The sequence below is a fragment of the Parvibaculum sp. genome (assembly GCF_035511255.1).
In the GTDB taxonomy this organism is placed as follows: Bacteria; Pseudomonadota; Alphaproteobacteria; order Parvibaculales; family Parvibaculaceae; genus Parvibaculum.
Window position 1 is genome coordinate 1 of sequence record NZ_DATKFR010000108.1, and the last position, 22,839, is coordinate 22,839.

The following is a 22,839-nucleotide window of genomic DNA, read 5'->3' on the forward strand; positions in this document are numbered from 1 at the left end:
AATCAAGATCAGGTCCTTCTCATTATTCCTTGGACCGGATGCTCGTTGAAACAGGGTTCAAGCATCGCGGTCCGGGCGACGGTCGGGATATCCGAACGACAAGACTGTCCTTCTTCCGCGAAGCCTTCATGGCTCTCGCGGCTCGTCCAGTCAGCGTCGTCGTTGCCCGTTCAGGATCATTCGATCACTCCGTCCCCTCGACGGTACGTTCCGGCCCCCGGCCGCGAAGTACCAATAGAAAAAGCCGCCTTTTGCGGGCGGCGATCCGAGAAGCGGTGGAGTATTACGGAGGGAAGCGGGGCCTGTCAAATCGGCTTTTCTGGAGGGTAGCGCCTAGGTTGAAATTGGGGGTATCCCAGTTTTTCACCATTAGCGCACTGTCAGCCAAATCGATAATAATCCCAAAAGAAGAGATAGAGCGCCAAGACCCAGCGATATGAGCCCCATATGCGCCGCCAGCGCGGAAGTTTGGTCGGTCGCATTAGCGGCCCACCACAGTCGTTCCCAATAATATGCACGGCGAAGATTAAATTCAGGCTTGTCACCGAGCTTTAACCCGAGCTTTCGTCGCATAGGTTGATCCATGTAGATAGTTTGGCCTGAAACGTTCGTGCCGCGAACTTCAACAAGCGCGTTGGCCTTTGGCGTAGATAATCGACATATTTGACCAATTCTTATGCCGCCTCGAAAATCACGATGGAGACGGACTCGATCAAGATACGTGTCGTCCGACGAAAGTTTTTCTACAGTTAGCCTCATTTCTATTTCCGCTTCTCATTTAACCAGCACGTTTTATTGGCTGATTAGAATCTATTTTTAATATAACTAGCAAATGCGGAGCGTTTACTGGCTACACGGGACGCTATAACGATGACAACAGATTGAGTGGTTGTCCATTTCTCGCTGGAGGCGCCGCGCGGAATATTCGCGTCGGCGTTCTGTGTATGAAATGCCGACGCGCTTGGATCGGTTGCCATACTTGACCAACTAATAAGCGTGTACTTATATGTTGGTCATGGAGATTCAACCGGCAGTCATTGAGACCGAAGTCTTCCGTGCCCTGGCCGACCCGACGCGCCGGGCCGTGCTGGAGCGCCTTGGCAGGGGCGAGCAGACCGTCACAGAGCTCCGCTCGGGCTTCGCCGTCTCGCAGCCCGCCATATCGCAGCATCTGGCGGCGCTCAGGCGCGCCGGGCTCGTTTCCGAAAGGCGCGCGGGACGCCATGTCTATTACCGCGCCGATCCCGCCGGCATCGCGCCGCTGATCGGCTGGATCGAGCGTTATCAGAGCTTCTGGCGGGATCGGCTGGAGCGGCTCAAGGACGTCTTGCAGGAGATGGACGAATGAAAACCCCGCGCGATGAAGTCACGCTCGATTGCGACCTGCCCCACCCGCCCGCAAAGGTCTGGAGGGCGCTGACGGAGCCCACCCTCCTCGCCCGCTGGCTGACGACGCCCGACATCGACGCCGAGTGCGAAATCATCGACGCCGAACCGCATCGCCTGCTCCGCCTCAACTGGAGAGCCGAGAAAGACGGCGAGACGATCGACACCGTCGTCACCTTCACGCTGACCGAAACGGAAACCGGCACCCATCTTCATCTGGTGCATGATGGCTTCCCCGCCTCGCAGCCCGTCGCGATGCTCGCCGGCGCGAATGTCGTTCCGCTCGCGCCGCGTCGCCTTCGCGCCCGTCGCATCACCTCCATGTGCGAGATCCGCTCCGGTCTTGGAAAGGCGGCATGATGAATCTCGTTCCGATGGTCATCGAGCAGTCGGCGCGCGGCGAGCGTTCCTTCGACATCTTCTCGCGGCTTCTGCGCGAGCGCATCGTCTTCGTCAACGGTCCGGTCGATGACAGCATGTCGGCGCTGGTCTGCGCGCAGCTTCTCTTTCTCGAATCGGAAAATTCCGAACGCCCCATCGCGATGTATATCAATTCGCCCGGCGGCTCGGTGACGGCCGGCCTCGCGATCTACGACACGATGCAATATATCCGCGCGCCCGTGTCGACGGTCTGCATGGGCTTTGCGGCCTCGATGGGATCGTTGCTCCTCTGCGCCGGCACGCCGGACAAGCGCATCGCGCTTCCCAATGCGAGCATCCTCGTCCACCAGCCCTCGGGTGGCTTTCAGGGCACGGCGTCCGACATCGAGCGCCACGCCGAGGACATCATCAAGACGCGCCACCGCATCTACGGCATCTATGCGAAACATTGCGGCCGGACGATCGAGGAGGTGGCGAGCACCCTCGACCGCGACCGCTACATGACGGCGGAAGAAGCCCGCGACTGGGGCCTCATCGACCACGTCTATGAGAAGCGCGAAGCGGCGTAACAACGCCTCCGATCGTCATTGCGAGGAGCGAAAGCGACGAAGCAACCCAGTCCTGTCCCACGGCAACTGGATTGCTTCGCTCACGCTCGCAATGACGGGTATTGTTACCCCTTCAGCCTGTAGCCCCGGCGGAAGAGCTGATCGCTGACGATCCACAACACCAGATTGACCGCGACGGTGAGGATGACGCCCGTCTGAACCGAGCCATCCGCATGGCCCGTGAAGCCGTAGCGAAAGCCGTCGATCAGGTAGAAGACCGGGTTCCAATGCGTGATCTCGTGGGCGAAGGGCGGGAGCTGATCGACCGAATAGAATGTGCCCGAGAGAAAGGTGAGCGGCAGGATGACGAAGTTCGTCACCGCCTGCAGGTGATCGAATTTCTCCGACCAGATACCGCCGATCATGCCGAGCAGCGAGAGCATCAACGACGCGCCGATCGAGAAGAAGACGACGGCCCAGAGATGGGCGATCGGCATGGCGACGAAGGGCAGCATGCCCGCCGCCGTGACGAGGCCGACAAGGACGCCGCGCGTCACGCCCGCCATCGCGATGCCGAAATTGAGTTCGCCGGGGGAAAGCGGCGGCATCAATATGTCGACGATATTGCCCTGCACCTTCGAGATCAGCAGCGACGAGGAGGTGTTGGCGAAAGCGTTCTGGATCATCGTCATCATGATGAGGCCCGGCGCCAGAAACTCGACGAAGGGTACGCCATGCACAGCCGGCCGGAGGCTCCCGACCGAGAGCGCGAAGATCGCGAGATAAAGCAGCGTCGTGATGACCGGCGCGACGACCGTCTGCGTCAGCACCTTCCAGAAACGGCGGACCTCCTTCAGATAAAGCGTCCATGTGCCGAGCCAGTTGACCGCGCCGAAGCGGCGCATTCCGCTCGCCGGGAAATGTCGTTCGTCCGTCGCCACGCTCATCGGAGAGCTCCTCTCTTCGGTCGCATCGGTCTTCGAGATGGGGCGCGAGCTTTACGCCTGCAAGCACAGCCTGGCAACCCACGCGCTCGGCTTCGATTGGGCCCCGCCCCGGCGCCGTTTTCTGTGGATAAGGGATTGCCCCCATCACGGCCTTGTTGCGAAAAACCGCCGCTATATTGTATATTTAGTGTGAAGGCCTACGAAATCTAGTGCGCTTCAATGCCGGAGGCCTCTGCGACGTCCACCCTCGTCATGGGGCGTCGCCGCCTAAAAGGCCTCGATCGGCTGTCCGCGGCTCCACGCGGACCAACTGCGCATCGAGGCGAGGGGAAGGTGATCCAATGTGGACCGACGAACGCGTTGAAATGTTGAAGAAGCTCTGGGCGGACGGGCTGAGCGCGAGCCAGGTCGCCAAGCAGCTAGGCGGAGTTACGCGGAATGCCGTCATCGGCAAGGTGCATCGCCTCGGCCTTTCCGGCCGCGCGACGCCGAGCCGTCCGGCGCGGCCCCGCCCCCAGACGACAAGCCGGGCGATGGCGCCGCTGCGCGGCCGTCCCGATCCGCTGGTCGTGGAGCGGCGTGCCGAAGAGCTGCGCTCCGAAGCTCATGTCGAGCGTGCGGAGATCGCACGTATCGAGGCCGAGGCGCTCGATCCGTCGCAGCGCGCGACGGTGCTGACGCTGACCGAGCACACCTGCAAATGGCCGATCGGCGATCCGGGCCGTCCGGGTTTCCACTTCTGCGGCCGTGGCGCGGATTCGAACTCGCCCTATTGCATGGAGCATGCGCGGCTTGCCTATCAGCCCGTGCAGCCCCGCCGCAATCGCGACCGTGACCGTGCGCGCAAGGACAGCTACGCGATTTAAGGTCGCAAAGGCTCGACAAAGGACCGGCGACCCGATTTTCGGGGACGCCGGTTTTTTGTTGTCCGAGCGATTGCAGGATTTTCACGGAAGTTTCCACCCGGGCACACTACATCTTCGCGAGTGCCATTCAGACGAGAGGATGCCCGATGAGCCAGTTGTTCCAACCCTTCAAGCTTGGGGGGCTGTCCCTCGACAACCGCATCGTCATCGCGCCCATGTGCCAATATTCGGCCGATGACGGCGCCGCCACCGACTGGCACATGATCCATCTCGGCCATCTCGCGCTTTCAGGCGCCGGGCTCCTTATCATCGAGGCCACCGCCGTCGAGCCCGAGGGGCGCATCTCCGCCGCCGATCTCGGCCTCTGGTCCGATCGTACCGAACAGGCGCTCGCCCGTGTGCTCGGCGCCATCAGGACGTATTCACCGATCCCGGTCGCGATCCAGCTTGCCCATGCGGGGCGCAAGGCCTCCACGCGGGTGCCCTGGGCGGGCGGCGGGCAGGTTTCCCCCGCCGAGGGCGGCTGGCAACCCTTCGCGCCCTCGGCCCTTCCCTACGCACCCACCGAGGTCACGCCGCAGGCGCTCGACGCCGCCGGGCTCGCGCGCGTGAAGGAGGCCTTCGTCGCCGCCGCGCGCCGCTCCATGCGTCTCGGCCTCGACGCCATCGAGCTTCATGCCGCGCATGGCTATCTGCTGCATGAATTCCTGTCGCCGCTCTCCAACCGCCGCGACGACGCCTATGGCGGCGCGCTCGAGAACCGTGTGCGCTTTCCGCTCGAAGTCTTCGAGGCGGTGCGCGCCGCCGTGCCGGCGAACGTCCCGGTCGGAGTCCGCGTCTCGGCGACGGACTGGGCGGAAGGCGGCTGGGACATCGAACAGACGATCGTCTTTGCGCATGAGCTCGAGCGCCGCGGCTGCTCCTATATTCACGCCTCGAGCGGCGGCCTCACATCGGCCCAGAAAATCGCGCCGGGGCCGCTCTACCAGGTTCCCTTCGCACAAGCGTTGAAGCGCGAGGTGACGATGCCCGTCATCGCGGTCGGCCTCATCACCCAACCGGCGGAGGCCGAAGACATCGTCGCGTCGGGAAAGGCCGATCTCGTCGCTCTCGCCCGCGCCATGCTCTACGACCCGCGCTGGCCCTGGCATGCGGCGGCCGAACTCGGCGCGCAGGTGCGGGCGCCGAACCAGTATTTGCGCTCACAACCGCGCGAGTTCAAAACGCTTCTGAAAGCCGCGAGCGACTGAGCCCCTGCATGCAGCGAGGCGCGATCAGCCCCGGAATTGCTCGTCGAGCGAATAGCCGGCCGAGCGGACGGTGCGAATCGGGTCCTTCTCGCCCTTCTCGTTGAGCGCCTTGCGCAAGCGCCCCACATGCACGTCGACGGTGCGGGCCTCGACATAGACGTCGGAGCCCCAGACGGCGTCGAGAAGCTGTTCGCGGCTGAAGACGCGGCCCGGATGCTGGATCAGGTGATCGAGAAGCCGGTATTCGGTCGGCCCCAGATGCACCTCGCGCTCGCCGCGGCGGACGCGATGCGCGGCGCGGTCGATGACGATGTCGCCGAAGGTCACGAGGTCTTCCGTCAGCGCCGGGCGGATGCGGCGCATCACGGCGCGGATGCGGGCCAGAAGCTCCGTCATCGAGAAGGGTTTCGTCACATAATCGTCGGCGCCGATGTCGAGGCCGCGGATGCGGTCGGCTTCCTCGCCGCGCGCCGTGATCATGATGATCGGCAGGTTGCGCGTCTCGGGCCGGCCGCGCAGGCGGCGGCAGAGCTCGATGCCGGAAAGGCCGGGTAGCATCCAGTCGAGCAGCACGAGGTCGGGCGTCACCTCGCGGATCAGCATCGCCGCCTCTTCGCCGTCTCCGGCGGCGACGACCTTGTAACCCTCCTTGTCGAGGTTGTACTGGAGGAGCGTCGACAACGCCTCTTCGTCCTCGACGATCATCACGGTCGGTTTCATCCGCCGCTCGAAGCCGGGGCCTGCCTGCTCGCGTTCCTGGGTGATCGCCATTGCCATCCGATCCTCGTCCTAACTTACGCGCCGACGGTGGTCGAGCTCGTCTTGTCGCCCTTCGGCCTGTCGTCCGAAACGGTCTCGCCCGTCACCACGTAGCGCACGGTCTCGGCGATGTTGGTCGCATGGTCGCCGATGCGTTCGATGTTCTTGGCGATGAAGAGAAGATGCGTGCAGACGCCGATGGTGCGCGGATCTTCCATCATGTAGGTGAGGAGTTCGCGAAAGACCGAGTTGTACATCTCGTCGATCTCCTCGTCGCCACGCCAGACCTCCATGGCGGCCTGCGCATCGCGGTTCGAGAAGGCGTCCAGCACCGATTTCAATTGACCCTGCGCGAGCCGTCCCATGCGGGCGATGCCCTGGATGAGCCGCACCGGCGTGTCGAAGTCGCCCTGGATGACCAGCGCGCGCTTGGCGATGTTCTTGGCGAGGTCGCCAATGCGCTCGAGGTCGCTCGAAATCTTGATTGCCGCGATCGCCTCGCGCAGGTCCGACGCCATTGGCTGGCGAAGCGCGATGACGCGCACGGCGCGCGCCTCGATCTCGTTCTCCAGCGCGTCGATGCGGCGGTCTTCCTGCACGGTGCGCTCGGCGAGCTGGCTGTCGCGGCGGGATACGCTTTCGATGGCGCCCGAAAGCTGGGCCTCGGTCAGCCCACCCATCTGGGCGATGCTGGCCGTAATGCCGTCGAGCTCCTCCTGGAAGGACTTCACTGTGTGATCGGTCACGCCTCGTCTCCTTTGGCCAGCGGCCGGGTGCGCCGCCTGACTTACCGCCCGCCGCGTATCGCTGTGCCGGGCAACCTAATGCGCCGGTACAAATAGTTCATGACAGATAGATGTCACTTATATGACAGCCGCCATTTTAGCCCCAAAATCTGCGATATGCCGAGAGCGACGGCGCAAATTCTGGGTTCTTGTCCTTCCGGAGCCGTCAGGATCAGGCTACCGACGGCTTCACCATTGACGATTTCTGTATGGCGGAAGGCTTGTCCTCGGCAACGGGGATCAGCACCGAGAAGACCGTTCCCTGCCCGATTTCGCTGTCGATGGCGAGCGTGCCTTGATGGCGGTTGACGATGTGCTTGACGATGGCGAGGCCGAGACCGGTGCCGCCCTTGGCGCGGCTCGCCGCCGCGTCCACCCGATAGAAACGCTCGGTCAGGCGCGGAAGATGCTCGCGCGAAATGCCGGGTCCGAAATCGCGCACGCTCATGCGGACGACCGGCTTGCCGGCCCGTGTATCGGGCGCGAGGGTGATCTCGACGCGTTTGCCGGAGCGGCCATAGCGCAGGGCGTTATCGGCGAGGTTCTGCACGACCTGGCCAAGTTCGTCGCGGTCGCCACGCACCTTCGGCAGGTTGGCGGGCGCCGACACCGCGATCTCGACGCCATTCTGCTCGGCAAGCGGCGTCAGCCCGTCCGTCACGTCGCTGACCACGCCGAGAAGGTCGACGACGCTGTCGGGGCGGACATGCTCACGCAGCTCGATGCGCGACAGCGAAAGAAGGTCCTCGATGAGCCGGCGCATCCGCGCCGCCTGCTCGGACATGATTTCGAGGAAGCGCGCCTGCGCTTGCGGGTCGTCCTTGGCGTGGCCCCGGAGCGTGTCGATGAAGCCCGAGAGCGAGGCAAGCGGCGTTTTCAGTTCGTGACTCGCATTGGCCACGAAATCGACCCGCATCGCTTCGACGCGCCGCATATCGGTCACGTCGTGAAGCAGCACGAGCACAGGCCGGGCGCGACGCCGCCGCGCCGGATCGATGCCCGGCGTCACCTGCATCTCTGTCTCGATCGGCGAGACGAAGGCGTTGTAGTGCCGTTCGACCGGCACGGGCACGCTGTATTCGATGCTGCGTGCGCCCCCGCCCTTCAATACCTCGTCGATCGCGGTGATGAGCGGCGCGCTGCGGAGCACGGTCGCCACATGCTTGCCGGTGGGCGACGGACCGACCAGAGCGCCGGCAGCGTTGTTTGCGAGCGTCACCCGGCCCGTACCGTCGATGATGATGAGCGGGTCGGGAAGTTCGTTGAGGATGGTGAGCCCCGCCCCCGAGCCGAGCAGAGCGGCCGCCGAGAGCGGCTGCGTCGCGGCCGTTCGCGCGGCGATCTTGCTTTCGCCCGTCAGCATGCCCCTGACGAGGACGACGGCGGCAAGCGCGGCAAAACCGAAGGCGGCGGGCCAGACATTCAGCGCGCCTGTCGATGCCAGCAGGATAAAGACGAGAGCGGCGGCAACGACAAAGGTCCACGCGCCGGACCAGCCCTCGACCAGGCCCTGTGCCCTTTCCCGCAACACGTTCGTCTCGCCGTCCGTCGCCGCCATGTCCTTCGCCTGTTTCATACCTCGGGAACCCGGTGCGCGCCCGCGAATCAGTTCACGCGCCGAAGTCCCAGCTCATGCCATCGTGGTAGCACTTGAGTACGCTCTTCGCGATGACAATACGATGAACTTCATCGGGCCCGTCGGCGATGCGCAACGTGCGCGCACCCATATACATGCCGGCGAGCGGCGTATCGCCTGAAACGCCCATCGCGCCATGGACTTGGATCGCGCGGTCCACCACTCGTTCGAAAGCGGCCGGCACGAAAATCTTGATCGCCGAAATATCGATCCTCGAATCGTGTCCAGCTTCCATCTTGTGCGCGCAGTCGATGGTCATGAGGCGGGCGGCCTGGATATCCATGTAACTGTCGGCGATGAAACCCTGGATGAACTGCTTTGTTTCCAGTTTTCCTCCGTGAACTTCTCGTGTCATGGCGCGCTTGCACATCAGGTCGAAGGCCCGCCACATCTGGCCGATCGAATTCATGCAGTGAAAGACCCGTCCCTCGCCGAGCCTGTCCTGCGCCGCCTGATGTCCGGTGCCGGTGCGGCCGAGCTGGTTTTCGATGGGCACTCGGACGTTCTCATACCTGATCTCGCAGTGGTCGCCACCGGTATGGCCCCAGACCGGCACCGAGCGGATGATGTTCACGCCGGGCGTGTCCATCGGCACGATGATCTGGGTCATCTTGTCCTTGGTGCCGCCCTTTCCGTCGGCCTGCTCCGTCCGGCACATGACGATGGCGATATGCGCGGCGCGCGCATTGGACGTGAACCATTTGTGGCCGTTGATGACCCAATGGTCGCCGTCGCGCACGGCCCGCGTCTGGAGTGCATAGGGATCGGAACCCGGCTGGTCGGGCTCGGTCATCGAGAAACAGCTTTCAATCTCGCCACGGATCAGCGGCTCCAGCCATTTCTTCTTCTGCTCGGGCGTACCGTATTTCAGCAGAATCTTCTGGTTGCCCGAATTGGGCGCGACGACGCCGAAAAGCCGCGCCGAAAAAGGCGACCAGGCGAGGATCTCGTTCATATAGGCATGTTTCAGAAAGCCGATGCCCATGCCGCCATATTCCTCCGGCAGATGCGGCGCCCAGAGCCCGTTCTCCTTGACCTTCGCGACGATCTTCTCGCGCACGGCCTTGCCGTCCTCATTGCCGCGGTAGAGCACGGATTCGTTCGGAATGATGTCCTCCGAGACGATCTTCGCCGTCAGAAGGCGGATATCGTTGATGTCGTCGCCCAATCCCGGAATCGGCTGAACCTGCATGACGCTCCTCCCCTTTTGTCGTTTGTTTCGCCAACTATCCTTGAGCCCCGCACACGAAACCAGCATTTTGCGTACATAGCTGACTGTTTTGGCATAGAGCCGCATGCCTCTCGCCCAAATCCTCGTTCCAACCATATCCGTGCCGCCTTCCGCTAATGACATTCACGCCAATATCCGTAATTTAAGCGCAGCCATGCGGGCGGGGATAACTTCGAGAGGCGACCTCAAATGACTGAAATCAAAGGCAAAACGGCCGTGATTACGGGCGCCGCCAGCGGCATCGGCAGGGCAACCGCCGTCGCGCTCGCCCGGGAAGGCGCGCGCATCGCCGCCGTCGATCTCGACCGCGCGGGACTTGCCGAAACCGCTTCCCGCATCGCGGCCCTCGGCGGAGAGGTCACGACCTATCTCGTCGATGTCGCCTCGCGCGACGCGGTCTATGCCTTCGCGCAGGAAGTCGAGAGCGCCTTCGGCGGTGCCGATATCGTCATCAACAATGCCGGCGTCGCCCAGGTCGCCAGCGTCGAGGAACTCGCCTATGAGGATTTCGAATGGGTGATGAACATCGACTTCTGGGGCATGGTCTACGGCACCAAGGCCTTCCTGCCGCAGCTTCGCGCCAAGGGAGCCGGCCACATCGTCAATGTCTCGAGCATCTTCGGGCTCTTCGCCGTGCCGACGCAGGCAGCCTATAATTCCGCGAAATTTGCCGTGCGCGGCTTTACCGAAGCCCTGCGCCACGAGATGCGCGGCACCGGCATCGCCGTTTCCTGCGTCCATCCGGGCGGCATCAAAACCAACATCATGCGCAATGCGCGTTTCCTGCAGAGCGTGCAGACGACAGTGCGCGAGGAAGCGGCCTCGGGCTTCGACCGTCTCGCGCGCACCACGCCCGACCGCGCGGCGGAAGTCATTGTCGCGGGCATCAAGAAAAACAAGGGTCGCATCCTGATCGGCATGGATGCGAAGATCCTCGACATCATCCAGCGGCTGATGCCGGCCTCCTATGGACGGCTCCTCTTTCGCCAGGGCATGGGCATCGGCGCCCTGACCAGCGAACCGGTAAAGACCGGCAGCTGAGCGCATCATGTCAGTTCCGGCGACGAACCCGATCGGCCCCTCCTCGCAGTTCTATTTCTCGCAGCGCCTCCGGCTTCACTATGTCGACTGGGGCAATGAAGGCGCACCGCCTTTGCTGCTCGTTCACGGCGCACGCGACCACTGCCGCAACTGGGACTGGGTCGCGGCGGAACTGCGCGACCGCTACCACATCATCGCGCCCGATCTCCGCGGCCATGGCGACAGCCAGTGGATGGTCGGCGGCACCTACGAATTCAACGACTATGTTTACGACATCGCGCAGCTCATCCATCAAAAGGGGCTCGCGCCGCTGACCATCCTCGCCCATTCGATGGGCGGAGCGATCTCGCTGCGCTATACGGGCCTTTATCCCGACACCGTGAAGAAACTCATCGTCATCGAAGGGCTCGGACCCAGTCCGAAAATGATCGCCGAGCGCATGAACGGCAGCGCCGACGAGCGCCTGCGCAAATGGATCGACGAGATGCGCGCGATCTCGGCTCGCCAGCCGCGCCGCTATGCATCGATCGAGGAAGCCTGGAAGCGCATGCAGGCCGAGAACCCGCATCTGTCGCCGGAGCGCGCGCGGCACCTCACCGTTCATGGCGTCCATCAGAACGAGGACGGCACCTATAGCTGGAAGTTCGACAACTATACGCGCGCCTTCTCCCCCGTCGGCTTCGACGAAAAGACGACGACGCTGCTCTGGTCACGCATTACCTGTCCGACGCTCCTCATTCGCGGCACCGAAAGCTGGGCGAGCGATCCTATCGCCGATGGCCGCGCGTCCCACTTCGGAAACGCACAGGTCGCCGCCGTCCAAGGCGCCGGCCACTGGGTGCATCACGACAAGCTTGAGGAGTTCATGACGCTCGCGAACGGTTTTCTGGGGAACTGATTACCGGACACCGCGAAGCGCTTCGAGGACAAGGTCGCTCTTGCGCATCGTATGCCCGAGCGGCGCCCAGCGTGCCTCGATGATGTTGTTGTCGTTCTGTTCGATTTGCGCCAGTTCGAAGCCGCTTTGGGCCTCCCGCCTCAAAACCTCGTACATGTCGGTAATGTCGGCGATGACGCCGTGAAATTCGTCGGGGATTCGGCTGATGTCGTATCGCCTTACCTTTGCGTCGCTGTAATAGCGGGCCGCACGCGTCAGATCGACGCCGACCTCATCCTGCAGATCCTCAAAGAACCGCCCCGGCATATCCTCGTGAAAAGCGGCGTAGACGAACGGGAAGTTCCTCTTCATGCGGATGAACAGCCGCAAAATTCGGACATAGATGATCAGTGCGGTCCGGTACTCCGACATCTCCCGGTCCTTGAACTCGGCGCGCGTGGTGGCCGTGTACTCGGAGAGGGATTTCAGCGACACCACGACGTCGAGCGGTTTTCTGAAGGTGAAAATATACCGCGACCGGTAGAAATATCGGGAATGAAAGTCGAAGAGCCTTTCGATATGCGGCTCCGCTTTCGGGGCGAGGACGATCTTTGCGCCCACGTATTTGTACAATCTCGTGAGGTGCAGGAAATAATTCGCCCAGGATGCATCGTCGCGGAAGAAGCGTGGACAAAAACTGCTCTTGGTTTCCTGATTGAGATAGAGGCGGTGCATCGCATTGTAGCGCTGCCCGAAATCGTCCGTGCCGGGGTCCGTATGAAAATCGGGTTCTCCGAAGAGAAAGACATCTCCCGATTCATTGAGGGCGCTCTGCAGGATCGTCGTTCCAGACCTCGCGCTCCCGATGATGAAGAGTCCCTGCTCGCTCAGCTTGATCTGCTGATCGAGGGTCAGCGTGTCGAATTCAGGAATGGAAATCCGTGCGTCTTGGCTCCCGTATCTGTCGGCGACGACCTCGACCGGCTTGCGTCGGTTACTCCGGGCGAAAACCGGCGAGCGCAGAAGTTGCGTCGCTCTATGGACGATGCCGCGAGCCAGTCCTCCTTCAGCCCCTTTTCCAGACAAAGACATTCCAGCCCCGTGAAAGCGTTTCCCCGTCACGAAACTATCGCGGTTCACGCGGGGCGGCGAAGTCTTTTTCTTCGGCGCCCCGACAGGTCGATCTCATTTCTTCTTTTTTGAGACCCGCTTCAGCGCATCCAGCGTTTCGGGAGAGACCGGCGCCGTCAGAAAGCCGACGATCGAGTCGAAAAGATTGGCAACGAACAATGCACGGGCCGGGGCTTCGCCGGGGCCGTCATGGTGGCGGGTCCAGATCGCCAGCGAGCTCACCGCCATCTCGACCAGAAATCGTTGACGCTGGACGGCGATTTCCGGCGGCAGGTCACCCAGCGCGGCGGTGATCAATGCATTCGTCCTGAGGATGCCGCCGAGATCGCTGCGAAGAGCGATGCCCGGCAGGTCGATGTCGGGATCGTTGAGCATCTGCGCCAGAAAGCGCACGAAGCGAACGCCATCTTCCGTCTCCAGCAACTCGACCATCGGCAGGAACGACGCCGAGACGACGGCGCGGAGATCGCGTTCACCGCCCTTTTTCATCAATTCATCGAGATAAACCACGCGACGCTCGTCGATGGCCTTGGCACGATAGATCAGGATCGCTTCGAGAAGCGCAGTCTTCGAGCCGAAATGATAGTGAAGCGCCGACTCGTTGCGCTGTCCCGCGGCCTCGTTGATCTCCTTCAGCGTCACGCCGTGGATGCCGCGTTCACCGAAGAGCTTCTCGGCGGCGAGAACGAGTCGCGTCCGCGTCTCGCCCCGCCGCGATGTGGTTTCTTTCTGCATGCAATCACACTAATGATCCCCATTAAACCGGTCAAGACGGCTTTGGTCGCGCCACGATCCCTGTATGATCGCGCCATGCGTCGATCAGGATTGCACGCTCTCGGAGATTGGCGGGGGCGTTTTCTTTGCGCCTCCGGCTTGCGTCTACGCCAAGGGCTGAAATGCGTTCCGGCGCTCGGGGAAGTTCTCCGGGTGCGGTCCGCCGCACGTCTCTGCCGGCACGAGTTGGCGCCGACCGCCGGGCTGACGTTGTTATCCCTCCTCGCCGCCGTCTCGCTGTTCTCACCGTCGCGCGCCGCCGAGCCAGCGGCCGGCGAGAAGGTCGGCATCAGGACGCCCACGCAACTCGATTTCAATGCGCGCGTCGAGGGCACGAAAATACCCGACGATCTGCGCGCCCTCCTCGAGGGCAACATTCAACTCGGCAAGGGCAAGGCGCCTTCGCCATCGACGCTCGGCCAATTGCGCCGCCGCGCGGCGGAGGATGCCGACCGGCTCAACGACGTGCTGCGATCGGAAGCCTATTATAACGGTCGTGTCGAGGTGGCGATCCAGGAGGCGCAAGGCGGCCGTTTCGACGTCATCTTTCAGGTAGCGCTCGGTCCGCGCACCATGATCCACAGCTTCGAGATCGTTTATGCCGACCGTCCGTCCGACATGGCGGCATTGCCGCAGGACGGCGCAGCGCTCGGATTGAAGCCCGGGCGGGCGGCACGGGCGCAGCGCGTCATCGACCTGACGGCCGCCGCGCTGACCTTTCTCGAGAACCACGGACATCCGAGGCCGAAACTCGCCGACAGAAAAGTAGTCATCGATCTCGGCGCCCATGAGGCGGACGTCACGCTGACGATCGAGGCCGGTTCGCCGGAACGCTTCGGCGAGATCGCGGTCGCAAATGACGGTCGTACGAAGGATGCTTATGTCCTCTCGCTCGCGAAGTTCAAACCGGGCGAAACCTACGACCGCCGCAAGGCGGAGGCGACGGTGACGGCGCTCCGCCAGACCGGGCTCTTCGAACAGGTCACGCTTGATGCCGTCGATACGCCGGACGACACCGTACCGCAAAAGCTCACGCTGAAGGAGCGACCTTACCGTTCCATCGGCGTCGGCGCGCGATGGTCGTCGGATCAGGGTCCAGGCGTCACCACCTTCTGGGAACATCGCAATCTCTTCGGTGCCGCCGAGAAGCTCCATCTCGATCTCATCATCGCCCAGGAGGAGCAGCTCGTCGGCGCGCATTTCAACAAGCCGCGTTTTCTGCGCGACGATCAGAACCTGCTCGCCGATTTCGAAATCGCGCACGAGATCACCGACGCCTATCGCGAGAACCGGATCAAGACGGCCGTCGCCCTCGCTCGCAAGCTGCGTGAAAACCTCGATGTGAGCGGTGGCCTCTCCTTCGAGATCGAACGGACGACCGACAGCACCGGCTACCACGCCTACGAGCTTTTCGGCGTTCCGCTGACCGGCCGTTATGACGGCAGCGACAATCTGCTCGACCCAACCGATGGCCTGCGCCTCGGCGTTGCGGTCACGCCCTATGGCGGCACCAGCGACGGCACGCCGACCACTTTCGTGAAGCTGGAGACGACCGGCTCGACCTATTGGAGTTTCGGCAAGCGGCCGGACCTCACGCTGGCGTTGCGCGGCCGCTATGGATCGATGCTGGCGCAACAGACGGGCGACGTGCCCGGCTCAATCCGCTTTTATGCAGGCGGCGGCGGCTCGATCCGCGGCTATGGCTATCAACTCGTCGGCCCGCTCGACCAGAACAATAAGCCGCTCGGTGCGCGCTCGGTTCTCGAGGCGAGCGCGGAGGCGCGCTACCGGATCACACGCGACATAGGCGTGGTCGCCTTTCTCGATGGCGGCAACGCCTATTCGACGGCAACGCCCAAATTCGGCGACCCCCTTCAATGGGGCGCGGGCCTCGGGCTTCGATATTATACGCCCATCGGTCCGATCCGCGCCGATGTCGGCATACCGCTCAACCGGCGGCACGGCGTCGACGACGCGTTCCAGGTCTATTTCTCGCTTGGGCAGGCCTTTTGATGGTGCAAGCGCAGTCGCCCGATCTTCGTCACACCACCGGCCTCGTGCGGGCAGCCGGCGCAATCCTCATCGGAACGATCGCGACGCTGCTCGCGCTTGTCGTGGTGGCGCTCGTCGCGCTGCAATTGCCGGTGCTGCGTCAGGCGTTGCTCGGCTATGCGCTCGATGCGATCAATCAGGGTGGAACCAGAGTCGAGATTGCCGGGATCGGCGGGACATGGCCGCAGCGGCTGGAACTGCGGGGCCTTGCCGTCAGCGATGCGCAAGGTGTCTGGCTGTCGCTCGACGCGGCGGAACTCGAATGGCGGCCGGCGGCGCTTCTCACCGGCACGCTGCATATCGAGCATGTCTCCGCCACCGCGCTCGGCATTTCGCGGGCACCCGCCGGCGAAGCATCGACCTCTTCGTCGGGCGGCTTCGGCCTGCCCGTACTGCCGTTTGCAGTCCGCATCGACGAAGCAAATGTCACACGGCTGACGCTCGGCAACCGGCTGACCGGCGTTGCCGAAAAGGGAATGCTCGCGCAACTCGATGCGACGGCGCGCCTCGCGCTCAGCACGAGCCGCCTCGATCTCACGCTCGCGGCGCGACGCACCGACAAGGTCCCGGGCCGGATCGACGCGAGCGTTTTCTTCGACCGTCGCGGAGAAGGGCTCGATATCGCGATCGCAGGGGAGGACGGCGACGCCGGCCACCCGGGCCTCGTCGCGACCCTCGGCCATGTGGCGGGCGCAGAGCGCGTGACATTCGAGGCGAAGGCGCGAAACGAAGGCGGCAGGATCGCGGCATCCGCCAACCTCGATGCCGGCAAGGCCCTCACGCTCACCGCCGAGGCGCAAGGCAACTGGAACGGCACGCTCGCGCTGTCGACCCGTCTCGGCGCCGAGGGCAATCTCGTCGCGACGACGCTTGCCGATCTCGGCGCGCCGCGCCGCGTCGATCTTGCCTCCGACATCGGACTCGACGGTAACGACACACTGACGCTCGACAACATCCATCTCGATGCCGGTACTTTCGCGCTCACGGGCGGCGCCAGGTTGAGTGATGCCTTTTCCTCCACCGCACATGACTTTACCGCGCAAGGCAAGCTCGGCGGGCTGGACCGGTTCCTCGACAAGCCCGGCAACGCCGCCCTCGCGTCGCTCGACTGGCGCCTCGCCACGCGGCTCGACACCGCATCGGGACAGGCGCAAATCGCTGAAGCGGTCGTCACGGCACCGTCGGCGACCGTTCGTTTCGCGGGCAGCGCGGCGCTGGACGGCAGCGCCGTCAAGGGCGGCGCCGAAGCGGACATTTCCGATCTCTCGCCTCTCGGCGAATTCGTCGGGCGGAAACTCGGCGGAAGCGCGCATATCGCGCTCACGCCCGTCGCCCTCGAGCCCGGCGGAGACGCGGCCGGCGACATCGTCATCGAAACGAAGGACGTCGATTTCGGCGACGCGACGCTCAACCGTCTGGCGGGCGGCAACCTTGCGGCCGACGGTTCCTTCATCCTTCCGAAGCAAGGCGGCTTTGCCGTGCCGGCCTTCACCGTCACACCCAATTCCGGCGCCTATCGCTTCCGCGCCTCCATCGCCGCGAATGCGCGGGACATGCTTTCCGGCGAAGTCCATTTCGAAGCGGCCGAACTGGCGACGCTGCTCCCGGATCAAGGCATGGCCGGCAAGTTCAATGCCGACGCGACGCTTGCTGGAAGCCTGTTGGCACCCGGCGGCGTCCTCAAGGCGCGGCTGACGGGCGGCGCGCTTGCCGGCATGCCGGCAAAACTCGCGACGCTCGATCTCACCGCCGAACAGGGCGGCGCGGGACCGCTGGCCTTCCGCTTCGATGGCGCGGACGGCAAGGCCGCGCTCGACGCGACGCTCGTCCTGCCGAAGGATGGCGGCGCGCGCCTCGACGCTCTCAAGGCCGACCTCTTCGGCGCTGTTCTCGAAGGCGCAATCGCCGTGTCGGATGAGGGCCTCGTTTCGGGCGGGCTCAAGGGACACCGGGTTCCGTTGAAATCCTTCAGCATGCTCGCCGGTCTGCCGCTCGACGGCAGCGGCGATCTTGCGCTCAACGCCACTCCACGGGACGGAAAGCAGGACGCATCGCTCTCCCTCGCCATGAACCGGCTCGTCGTCCATGCCGCAGGCAGCGTGACGCTCGAGCGCGCGACGCTCGACGCGACGGCAAACGATCTCTTTGGCGAGATGACGGTCGACGGCACCTTCGCGTCGCCAGCAGGACAGGCTGGCATCACGCGGCTCACATCGGTTCGCGCGACGGCGAAAGGACCTCTCTCCAAACTCGCCCTCTCCACCGACATTTCGGGCACGCGCGAATCCCTGAAGCTCGAGCCTCTTTCGCTTTCGGCCGCCGCCATCTATGCGGACAAGTCTGCGACGCTTTCCCTGTCCAGGCTCGACTTCTCGATCGGGCCCGCGTCGACGAAGCTCGCCGCGCCGGCGACGATCGCTCTCGGCAACGGCGTCGACATCAAGGCGCTCAGCCTCGACATGAAAGGACCGTCGGGCTCCGGCAGACTCAAGAGCGGCCTCGGCTTGCGGCCGCGCGCCGTCCGTCTCGATCTCGATGCCGAGAATCTGCCGCTCGAGCTCGTTGCGCCCTTCCTCCTGAGCGGCGAAGCGCATGGCGCTGCCGATGCAAAAGTAGCACTCGACAGCGGCAGGGGGACGGGATCTCTTGCTCTCAAACTCTCAAAGCTCACCCTTTCTCAAGCCGACGAAACCGAAAGGCCGGCCTTCGACGCCGACCTGAACGGCCGCTGGGCGAAGGGCCGCCTCGACCTCGAAGCAACCGCCAGGGGCGTTTCGACGCGACCGTTCGAATTGCACGCGTCGCTTCCCGTCGTTCGGGATGCACAAGGCGCATGGCCCATGCCTGCAAAGCGCGGCGCCGTTTCGGGGAGCCTCGCCTGGGACGGGCCGGTTGCGTCGCTGGTGGCGCTTGCCGACCTCTCGAACCAGCAGCTTAGCGGTGAGGCGAAGGTCGCGCTCTCGATCGGCGGCGACATCTCCCGGCCGATCGTTAACGGCGAGGCGACGATCGAGAATGGCGCTTACGAAAATTTCGACAGCGGGACGATTTTGCGCAATCTCAAACTCTCGCTGACGGGACGGAACAGTCAGGTTCTCGATTTCACGCTCGATGCGAATGACAGTGCAAGAGGCCGTATCACCGCCAACGGCGAGGTTCATCTCGCCAAGGATGCCTTCCCGGCCATTTCCGCCAACGCGCGCTTCGCCAATGCGCGGCTGGTGCAGCGCGCCGAAGCCGATATCGGCGTCGACGGCACACTCGAACTCAGCGGCGCCGCCTTTCCGCCCGGTCCCGATGCGCCGCTGATGCTAAAAGGCGATCTCACCACGACGCTCGCGCAAATCCGCATTCCCGAGCAGCTATCCGGCAGCGTTGCCCAGATCGAGGTCGTCGAAGTCAACGGTGCGCCATCGCGTAGCGCCGCGCCGCAGGCCTCTGCGCCGCTGCCCATCCAGCTCGACATCGCTTTCAAGACGGGCGCGCCGATCCGGGTCAGCGGTCGAGGCCTCGACACGCTCTGGACCGGCGAACTCGCCATCGGCGGCACGGTCGCCAATCCGGTCGTTGCCGGCACACTGACGAAACAGCGCGGCACGCTCGATTTCGCCGGCAAGACATTCGACCTCACCAAGGGCAATGTGCGTTTCCTCGACCGGACGTCGATCGACCCTGACCTCGACATCGCCCTGACCTATACCCGCACCGACCTGACGGCCACCATCGCCGTCACCGGCCGGAGTTCGGCACCCGCCATCGCGTTGAGCTCCGATCCAGATCTTCCGCGCGACGAGATTCTCTCGCGCATCCTCTTCAACAAGGGTGCGGGCGAGCTTTCGGCGATGGAAGCCGTGCAGCTCGCCAACACGCTCGCCCAGCTTTCAGGCAAGGGCGGCGTCAGCGGCGCGGGCATTCTCAATTCGGTGCAGGAGACGCTCGGCCTCGACGTGCTCAGGATCGACCAGGGACAGTCCGGCGCCACGACGGTTTCGGCCGGCAAGTATATCCAGAAGGGCGTCTATGTCGGCGTCGAACAAGGCGCGCTTGCCAGCGACAGTTCGGTCAAGGTCGAGATCGAGGTGACGCCGCAGATCAGCGTCGACACGCGCATAGGCCAGAACGCCGGCGGCGATGTCGGCGTCAACTGGAAGTGGGACTATTGAGTCTCAATAGCGAGACCGGCTTGGAAAGCCGTCGTCGGTCGTACCGCGCTGGTCGCCGGGGGCAACCTTGTTCACGCTGTCGAGAAGCTTCTGCTGCTTGACCTGCTCTTCGCGACGCTTCTGCTCGTACTGCTCGGCATACATTTCGGCATCGTGCTGGTCGGGCGTCGCATAGCGGGGGTCTTCGTTCGACCGGTAGTTCACGGGCGGCGAATCGGGCTCGTCCTTCAACTCATAGACCTTGTCGCCGTTCGGCTGGGTGGCTTCGGACGGCGCAGCCGGGTCCTCCGCCAAAGCCGCCGAACCCATCAGGACAAGGGCGAAACCCGCCGCACTCAGGGCCATCAGGGGCCTCGTCAGTCTGTATCTCATGTCAGCACCCATTTCCTCTCAGGACCCCTTCTCCCTCTAATATAGGAACGCAGCACCGCTCCGCATAGTTGCATTTGCATCACTGTTCGGGGAGAGCCGGCGGGCCCGATCACCCGTCCTAAACGTCACGGCACGTCCCGGCTTGCCCCGCCCGGGACCTGCCCGAACACATTCAATCTGCCTACTGATGAAATTTCAGATGACCGCTCCGGCGGGCGCCGGTTTCACCATGGCCGCCCACTGTCCCCGGACCATCTGCCGCATCCGTTTCCTGTCGCAGGACAACGTGACGCAGAGCGGCGAACCCCGGTGTAGGTACAATATTTTTATGGGTATTTGCCCCGCGTGAGAACAAGCCGCTCGAACGGCCAACCACCGGGCGGCAGGAAACGGCCGGGAAAACGCGTCGCAATGGCGAAGATCAAGTATATCGAATTCGACGGGACCGAGCATCTGGTCGACGTGCCGAATGGGCTTTCCGTGATGGAGGGGGCCGTTCGTTACACCATCCCGGGCATCGACGGCGATTGCGGCGGCGCCTGCGCCTGCGCGACCTGTCACGTCTATGTCGAAAACGGCTGGATGGAGAAGCTTGCGCCGATGGAAGAGCTCGAGCGCGACATGCTCGATTTCGCCTTCGACGTCAAAGAGAACAGCCGGCTTTCCTGCCAGATCAAGGTGGACGACGCGATCGACGGTCTCGTCGTACGCACGCCCGCCCGCCAGTACTGACGTTTGCGTGAGACGCGGGCCCCTGCCCCGCAACGGTTCACCGGCCGCCGACAAAAAGAACAAGCGGCCTCATCAGGAGGTAAGGCTATGAACGCGAAGGCACCGTCGAAGGTCGTCACGAAGGGCGACTGGAAAGTCAGCATGACGCCGGACGACATCTACCGCCATCCGATGGATATCGCCTGGCACTTCGCCTATGAATTCGGCGAAGAAAAGGTCGCCGATCTCTACAAGCGCGCGAAGCAGAACCAGTGGGATTCGGACGACATTCTGCCGTGGGATACGCCGGTCGATCCCTCGAAGCCGCTCATCAACAATGAGCAGGACATCTATCACAAGATGAGCTTCTTCAAGAAGCTGTCGAAGTCGCAGCAGGAAACCTTCACCGCGCATTCGACCGCGCAGCTTTTGTCGCAATTTCTTCACGGCGAGCAGGGCGCGCTGATGACGGCGGCCTGCGTCACGCATTCGGTGCCCGACGCCGGCGCCAAGCTCTATGCGGCGACGCAGACGATGGACGAAGCCCGCCACGTCGAGGTCTATTCCAAGTATTGCGACAAGATCGCGATGGTCTATCCGATGTCGCCCTGGCTCAAGGCCCTGATCGACGCGACGTTGCAATCCGATCGCTACGAAAAGGTCATGATCGGCATGAACATGATCGTCGAAGGCCTCGCGCTCGGCGCCTTCAACAACATGTACCGCTCGACGACCTGTCCGCTTCTGAAGCAACTCACCTTCAACGTGATGCGCGACGAGTCGCGGCACGTCTCCTTCGGACATGTCTTCCTCGGCCCGGTCATCAAGAAACTCCACCCCGACGACGTCGAGGATCTGGCCGAATTCGCCTTCGGCGCGGTCGACATTCTCGTTAAGGCGCAGACCGCCGGCACGATCGCGAACAAGGTCGATCCGGGCTTCATGGAAGTGCTGGCCAATAGCGGCATCGACGCAGAAGACTTCTTCAAGGGTCTGAAGGAAGCGGCCGATCAGGGCATCGAGCAGACGCTACCGCCGGGACAGGTTCATGCGCTGAAGGATCTGATGATGCCGGCGCTGGCGCGCGTGGGGCTTCTCACGCCGACCGTGCTCAAGAAATACGAGGAGGCGGGCATTCCGGTCTTCGACGATCCGCGCGTGCTCAACGCGATGGAAGGCGGCCATCCGACCGGCGAGGTCGCGGCGGCCGAATAAGACGTTACCCCTGCCCCGGCGTCCTGCCGGGGCAGGTTTTTCTTTCGGGACGATGATGATGACCAGCACCAGACAGGCCGGCGATGCGCAGACGGGCGATTTTTACCGCGCCATCCTGGAGGGCATTCCCGAAGCGGTGATCGTCTCCACTCCGGATGGCGAAATCGCCTATGTCAATCCGGCCTGCGAAAAGCTTTTCGGCCATGCGGCGTCCGATGTCGTCGGTCGCAGCATCACGATGCTGGTGCCGCAGCAGCCCGGTCGCCGCGCCGATCCCGTGAAATGGCTCGCCCGCTGGGCGGCGGAGCCCGAGCATATGCAGTCGCGTTTTCTCGATCTCACGGGCAAGACGAAGGACGGCCACGAGATGCCGGTCGATGTCCGCGTGGCGGAAATGAAGATCGGCGGCGCGCCGCGTTTCCTCATCACGGTTCGCGACAACACTGCGCGGCGCGAGGAGCAGGCGGCCTTCAAGGATGCGCATCTCAGGGCGTCGCGCATCCTGATGATCGCCGAAGACGGCATCGTATCGGTCGACGAAAATCTCAACATCGTCTTCTTCAATCTCAAGGCAGAGGAAATCTTCCGCTGCCGCGCCGAAGAAGCGCTCGGCAAACCGCTCGACACTCTCTTGCCGGAACGCTATCGGTCGCATCATGGCGATCAGGTCCGCGGCTTCGGCGCCGGCAAGATCGCCTCGCAGCTGATGAGCCA

General features: G+C 63.4%; 21 protein-coding genes. 12 read left to right on the plus strand and 9 right to left on the minus strand.

What is annotated here, in order from left to right; translation table 11 throughout:
• Positions 1–369: 369 nt before the first annotated feature.
• Positions 370–759, minus strand: coding sequence for a hypothetical protein (locus VMR03_RS03710; RefSeq protein WP_325402408.1), 390 nt, complete (start codon positions 757–759; stop codon positions 370–372).
• 256 nt (positions 760–1,015) lie between these two features.
• Between VMR03_RS03710 and VMR03_RS03715 the strand changes: the two genes are divergently transcribed.
• The 3 genes from VMR03_RS03715 to VMR03_RS03725 are packed head-to-tail and all read left to right on the plus strand — an operon-like array spanning position 1,016 to position 2,336.
• Positions 1,016–1,348, plus strand: coding sequence for a metalloregulator ArsR/SmtB family transcription factor (locus VMR03_RS03715; RefSeq protein ID WP_325402410.1), 333 nt, complete (start codon positions 1,016–1,018; stop codon positions 1,346–1,348).
• Positions 1,345–1,746 (plus strand): SRPBCC domain-containing protein, encoded by a 402-nt coding sequence (locus tag VMR03_RS03720; RefSeq protein WP_325402412.1) that lies wholly within the window; start codon positions 1,345–1,347, stop codon positions 1,744–1,746. Before VMR03_RS03715 ends, VMR03_RS03720 begins: the two co-directional genes overlap by 4 nt.
• Positions 1,743–2,336 carry an ATP-dependent Clp protease proteolytic subunit gene (locus VMR03_RS03725; RefSeq protein ID WP_325402414.1) on the plus strand — a complete coding sequence of 198 codons (594 nt, stop codon included), beginning with the start codon at positions 1,743–1,745 and terminating at the stop codon, positions 2,334–2,336. The genes VMR03_RS03720 and VMR03_RS03725 overlap by 4 nt, the downstream gene beginning before the upstream one ends.
• Before the next feature lie 104 nt (positions 2,337–2,440).
• Here the strand turns inward: VMR03_RS03725 and VMR03_RS03730 are convergent, their stop codons facing one another.
• Entirely contained in the window at positions 2,441–3,262 is an 822-nt protein-coding gene (locus tag VMR03_RS03730; protein ID WP_325402416.1) for an ABC transporter permease, read from the minus strand.
• A gap of 341 nt (positions 3,263–3,603) precedes the next feature.
• Here VMR03_RS03730 and VMR03_RS03735 point away from each other — a divergent pair, with 341 nt between their 5' ends.
• Both VMR03_RS03735 and VMR03_RS03740 read left to right on the plus strand, forming a co-directional pair.
• Positions 3,604–4,128, plus strand: a complete 525-nt coding sequence (locus tag VMR03_RS03735; protein WP_325402418.1) for a GcrA family cell cycle regulator — start codon at positions 3,604–3,606, stop codon at positions 4,126–4,128.
• A 146-nt stretch (positions 4,129–4,274) separates the two neighbouring features.
• A complete protein-coding gene (locus VMR03_RS03740) occupies positions 4,275–5,378 on the plus strand; it encodes an NADH:flavin oxidoreductase/NADH oxidase (protein ID WP_325402420.1) in 1,104 nt (367 codons plus the stop codon).
• A 24-nt stretch (positions 5,379–5,402) separates the two neighbouring features.
• Here the strand turns inward: VMR03_RS03740 and phoB are convergent, their stop codons facing one another.
• From phoB to VMR03_RS03760, 4 genes are all read right to left on the minus strand, one after another.
• Entirely contained in the window at positions 5,403–6,098 is a 696-nt protein-coding gene (phoB, locus tag VMR03_RS03745; protein WP_325402447.1) for a phosphate regulon transcriptional regulator PhoB, read from the minus strand.
• A gap of 74 nt (positions 6,099–6,172) precedes the next feature.
• Complete coding sequence (gene phoU / locus VMR03_RS03750) at positions 6,173–6,883, minus strand: phosphate signaling complex protein PhoU (protein ID WP_325402422.1); 711 nt, start codon at positions 6,881–6,883, stop codon at positions 6,173–6,175.
• A gap of 211 nt (positions 6,884–7,094) precedes the next feature.
• Positions 7,095–8,498, minus strand: a complete 1,404-nt coding sequence (locus tag VMR03_RS03755; protein ID WP_325402424.1) for an ATP-binding protein — start codon at positions 8,496–8,498, stop codon at positions 7,095–7,097.
• 34 nt (positions 8,499–8,532) lie between these two features.
• Positions 8,533–9,750 carry an acyl-CoA dehydrogenase family protein gene (locus VMR03_RS03760; protein WP_325402426.1) on the minus strand — a complete coding sequence of 406 codons (1,218 nt, stop codon included), beginning with the start codon at positions 9,748–9,750 and terminating at the stop codon, positions 8,533–8,535.
• Between the two features lie 228 nt (positions 9,751–9,978).
• On the opposite strand from VMR03_RS03760, the gene VMR03_RS03765 reads away from it, so the two are divergent.
• Together VMR03_RS03765 and VMR03_RS03770 are read left to right on the plus strand one after the other, a co-directional pair.
• Positions 9,979–10,830: an SDR family NAD(P)-dependent oxidoreductase gene (locus tag VMR03_RS03765; RefSeq protein ID WP_325402428.1), complete on the plus strand. Its 852-nt coding sequence runs from the start codon at positions 9,979–9,981 to the stop codon at positions 10,828–10,830.
• A 7-nt stretch (positions 10,831–10,837) separates the two neighbouring features.
• The gene (locus tag VMR03_RS03770; RefSeq protein ID WP_325402430.1) at positions 10,838–11,728 is read left to right on the plus strand and encodes an alpha/beta hydrolase; all 891 of its coding nucleotides are present in this window, start codon (positions 10,838–10,840) and stop codon (positions 11,726–11,728) included.
• Here VMR03_RS03770 and VMR03_RS03775 read toward each other — a convergent pair whose 3' ends face one another.
• Together VMR03_RS03775 and VMR03_RS03780 are read right to left on the minus strand one after the other, a co-directional pair.
• Positions 11,729–12,799, minus strand: coding sequence for a sulfotransferase (locus tag VMR03_RS03775; RefSeq protein WP_325402432.1), 1,071 nt, complete (start codon positions 12,797–12,799; stop codon positions 11,729–11,731).
• A 93-nt stretch (positions 12,800–12,892) separates the two neighbouring features.
• Positions 12,893–13,573: a TetR/AcrR family transcriptional regulator gene (locus VMR03_RS03780; protein WP_325402433.1), complete on the minus strand. Its 681-nt coding sequence runs from the start codon at positions 13,571–13,573 to the stop codon at positions 12,893–12,895.
• Positions 13,574–13,765: 192 nt separating this feature from the next.
• On the opposite strand from VMR03_RS03780, the gene VMR03_RS03785 reads away from it, so the two are divergent.
• Positions 13,766–15,625 carry an autotransporter assembly complex protein TamA gene (locus tag VMR03_RS03785; protein ID WP_325402435.1) on the plus strand — a complete coding sequence of 620 codons (1,860 nt, stop codon included), beginning with the start codon at positions 13,766–13,768 and terminating at the stop codon, positions 15,623–15,625.
• The gene (locus VMR03_RS03790; protein WP_325402437.1) at positions 15,625–19,827 is read left to right on the plus strand and encodes a translocation/assembly module TamB domain-containing protein; all 4,203 of its coding nucleotides are present in this window, start codon (positions 15,625–15,627) and stop codon (positions 19,825–19,827) included. The genes VMR03_RS03785 and VMR03_RS03790 overlap by 1 nt, the downstream gene beginning before the upstream one ends.
• A gap of 3 nt (positions 19,828–19,830) precedes the next feature.
• On the opposite strand, the gene VMR03_RS03795 is transcribed toward VMR03_RS03790, so the two are convergent.
• Positions 19,831–20,172 carry a hypothetical protein gene (locus tag VMR03_RS03795; RefSeq protein WP_325402439.1) on the minus strand — a complete coding sequence of 114 codons (342 nt, stop codon included), beginning with the start codon at positions 20,170–20,172 and terminating at the stop codon, positions 19,831–19,833.
• Between the two features lie 438 nt (positions 20,173–20,610).
• On the opposite strand from VMR03_RS03795, the gene VMR03_RS03800 reads away from it, so the two are divergent.
• From VMR03_RS03800 to VMR03_RS03810, 3 genes are all read left to right on the plus strand, one after another.
• Complete coding sequence (locus VMR03_RS03800; RefSeq protein WP_325402441.1) at positions 20,611–20,931, plus strand: 2Fe-2S iron-sulfur cluster-binding protein; 321 nt, start codon at positions 20,611–20,613, stop codon at positions 20,929–20,931.
• An 87-nt stretch (positions 20,932–21,018) separates the two neighbouring features.
• Positions 21,019–22,125, plus strand: coding sequence for a ferritin-like domain-containing protein (locus VMR03_RS03805; protein WP_325402443.1), 1,107 nt, complete (start codon positions 21,019–21,021; stop codon positions 22,123–22,125).
• A 58-nt stretch (positions 22,126–22,183) separates the two neighbouring features.
• The coding region (locus VMR03_RS03810) for a PAS domain S-box protein (protein WP_325402445.1) at positions 22,184–22,839 on the plus strand (656 nt) is incomplete at its 3' end.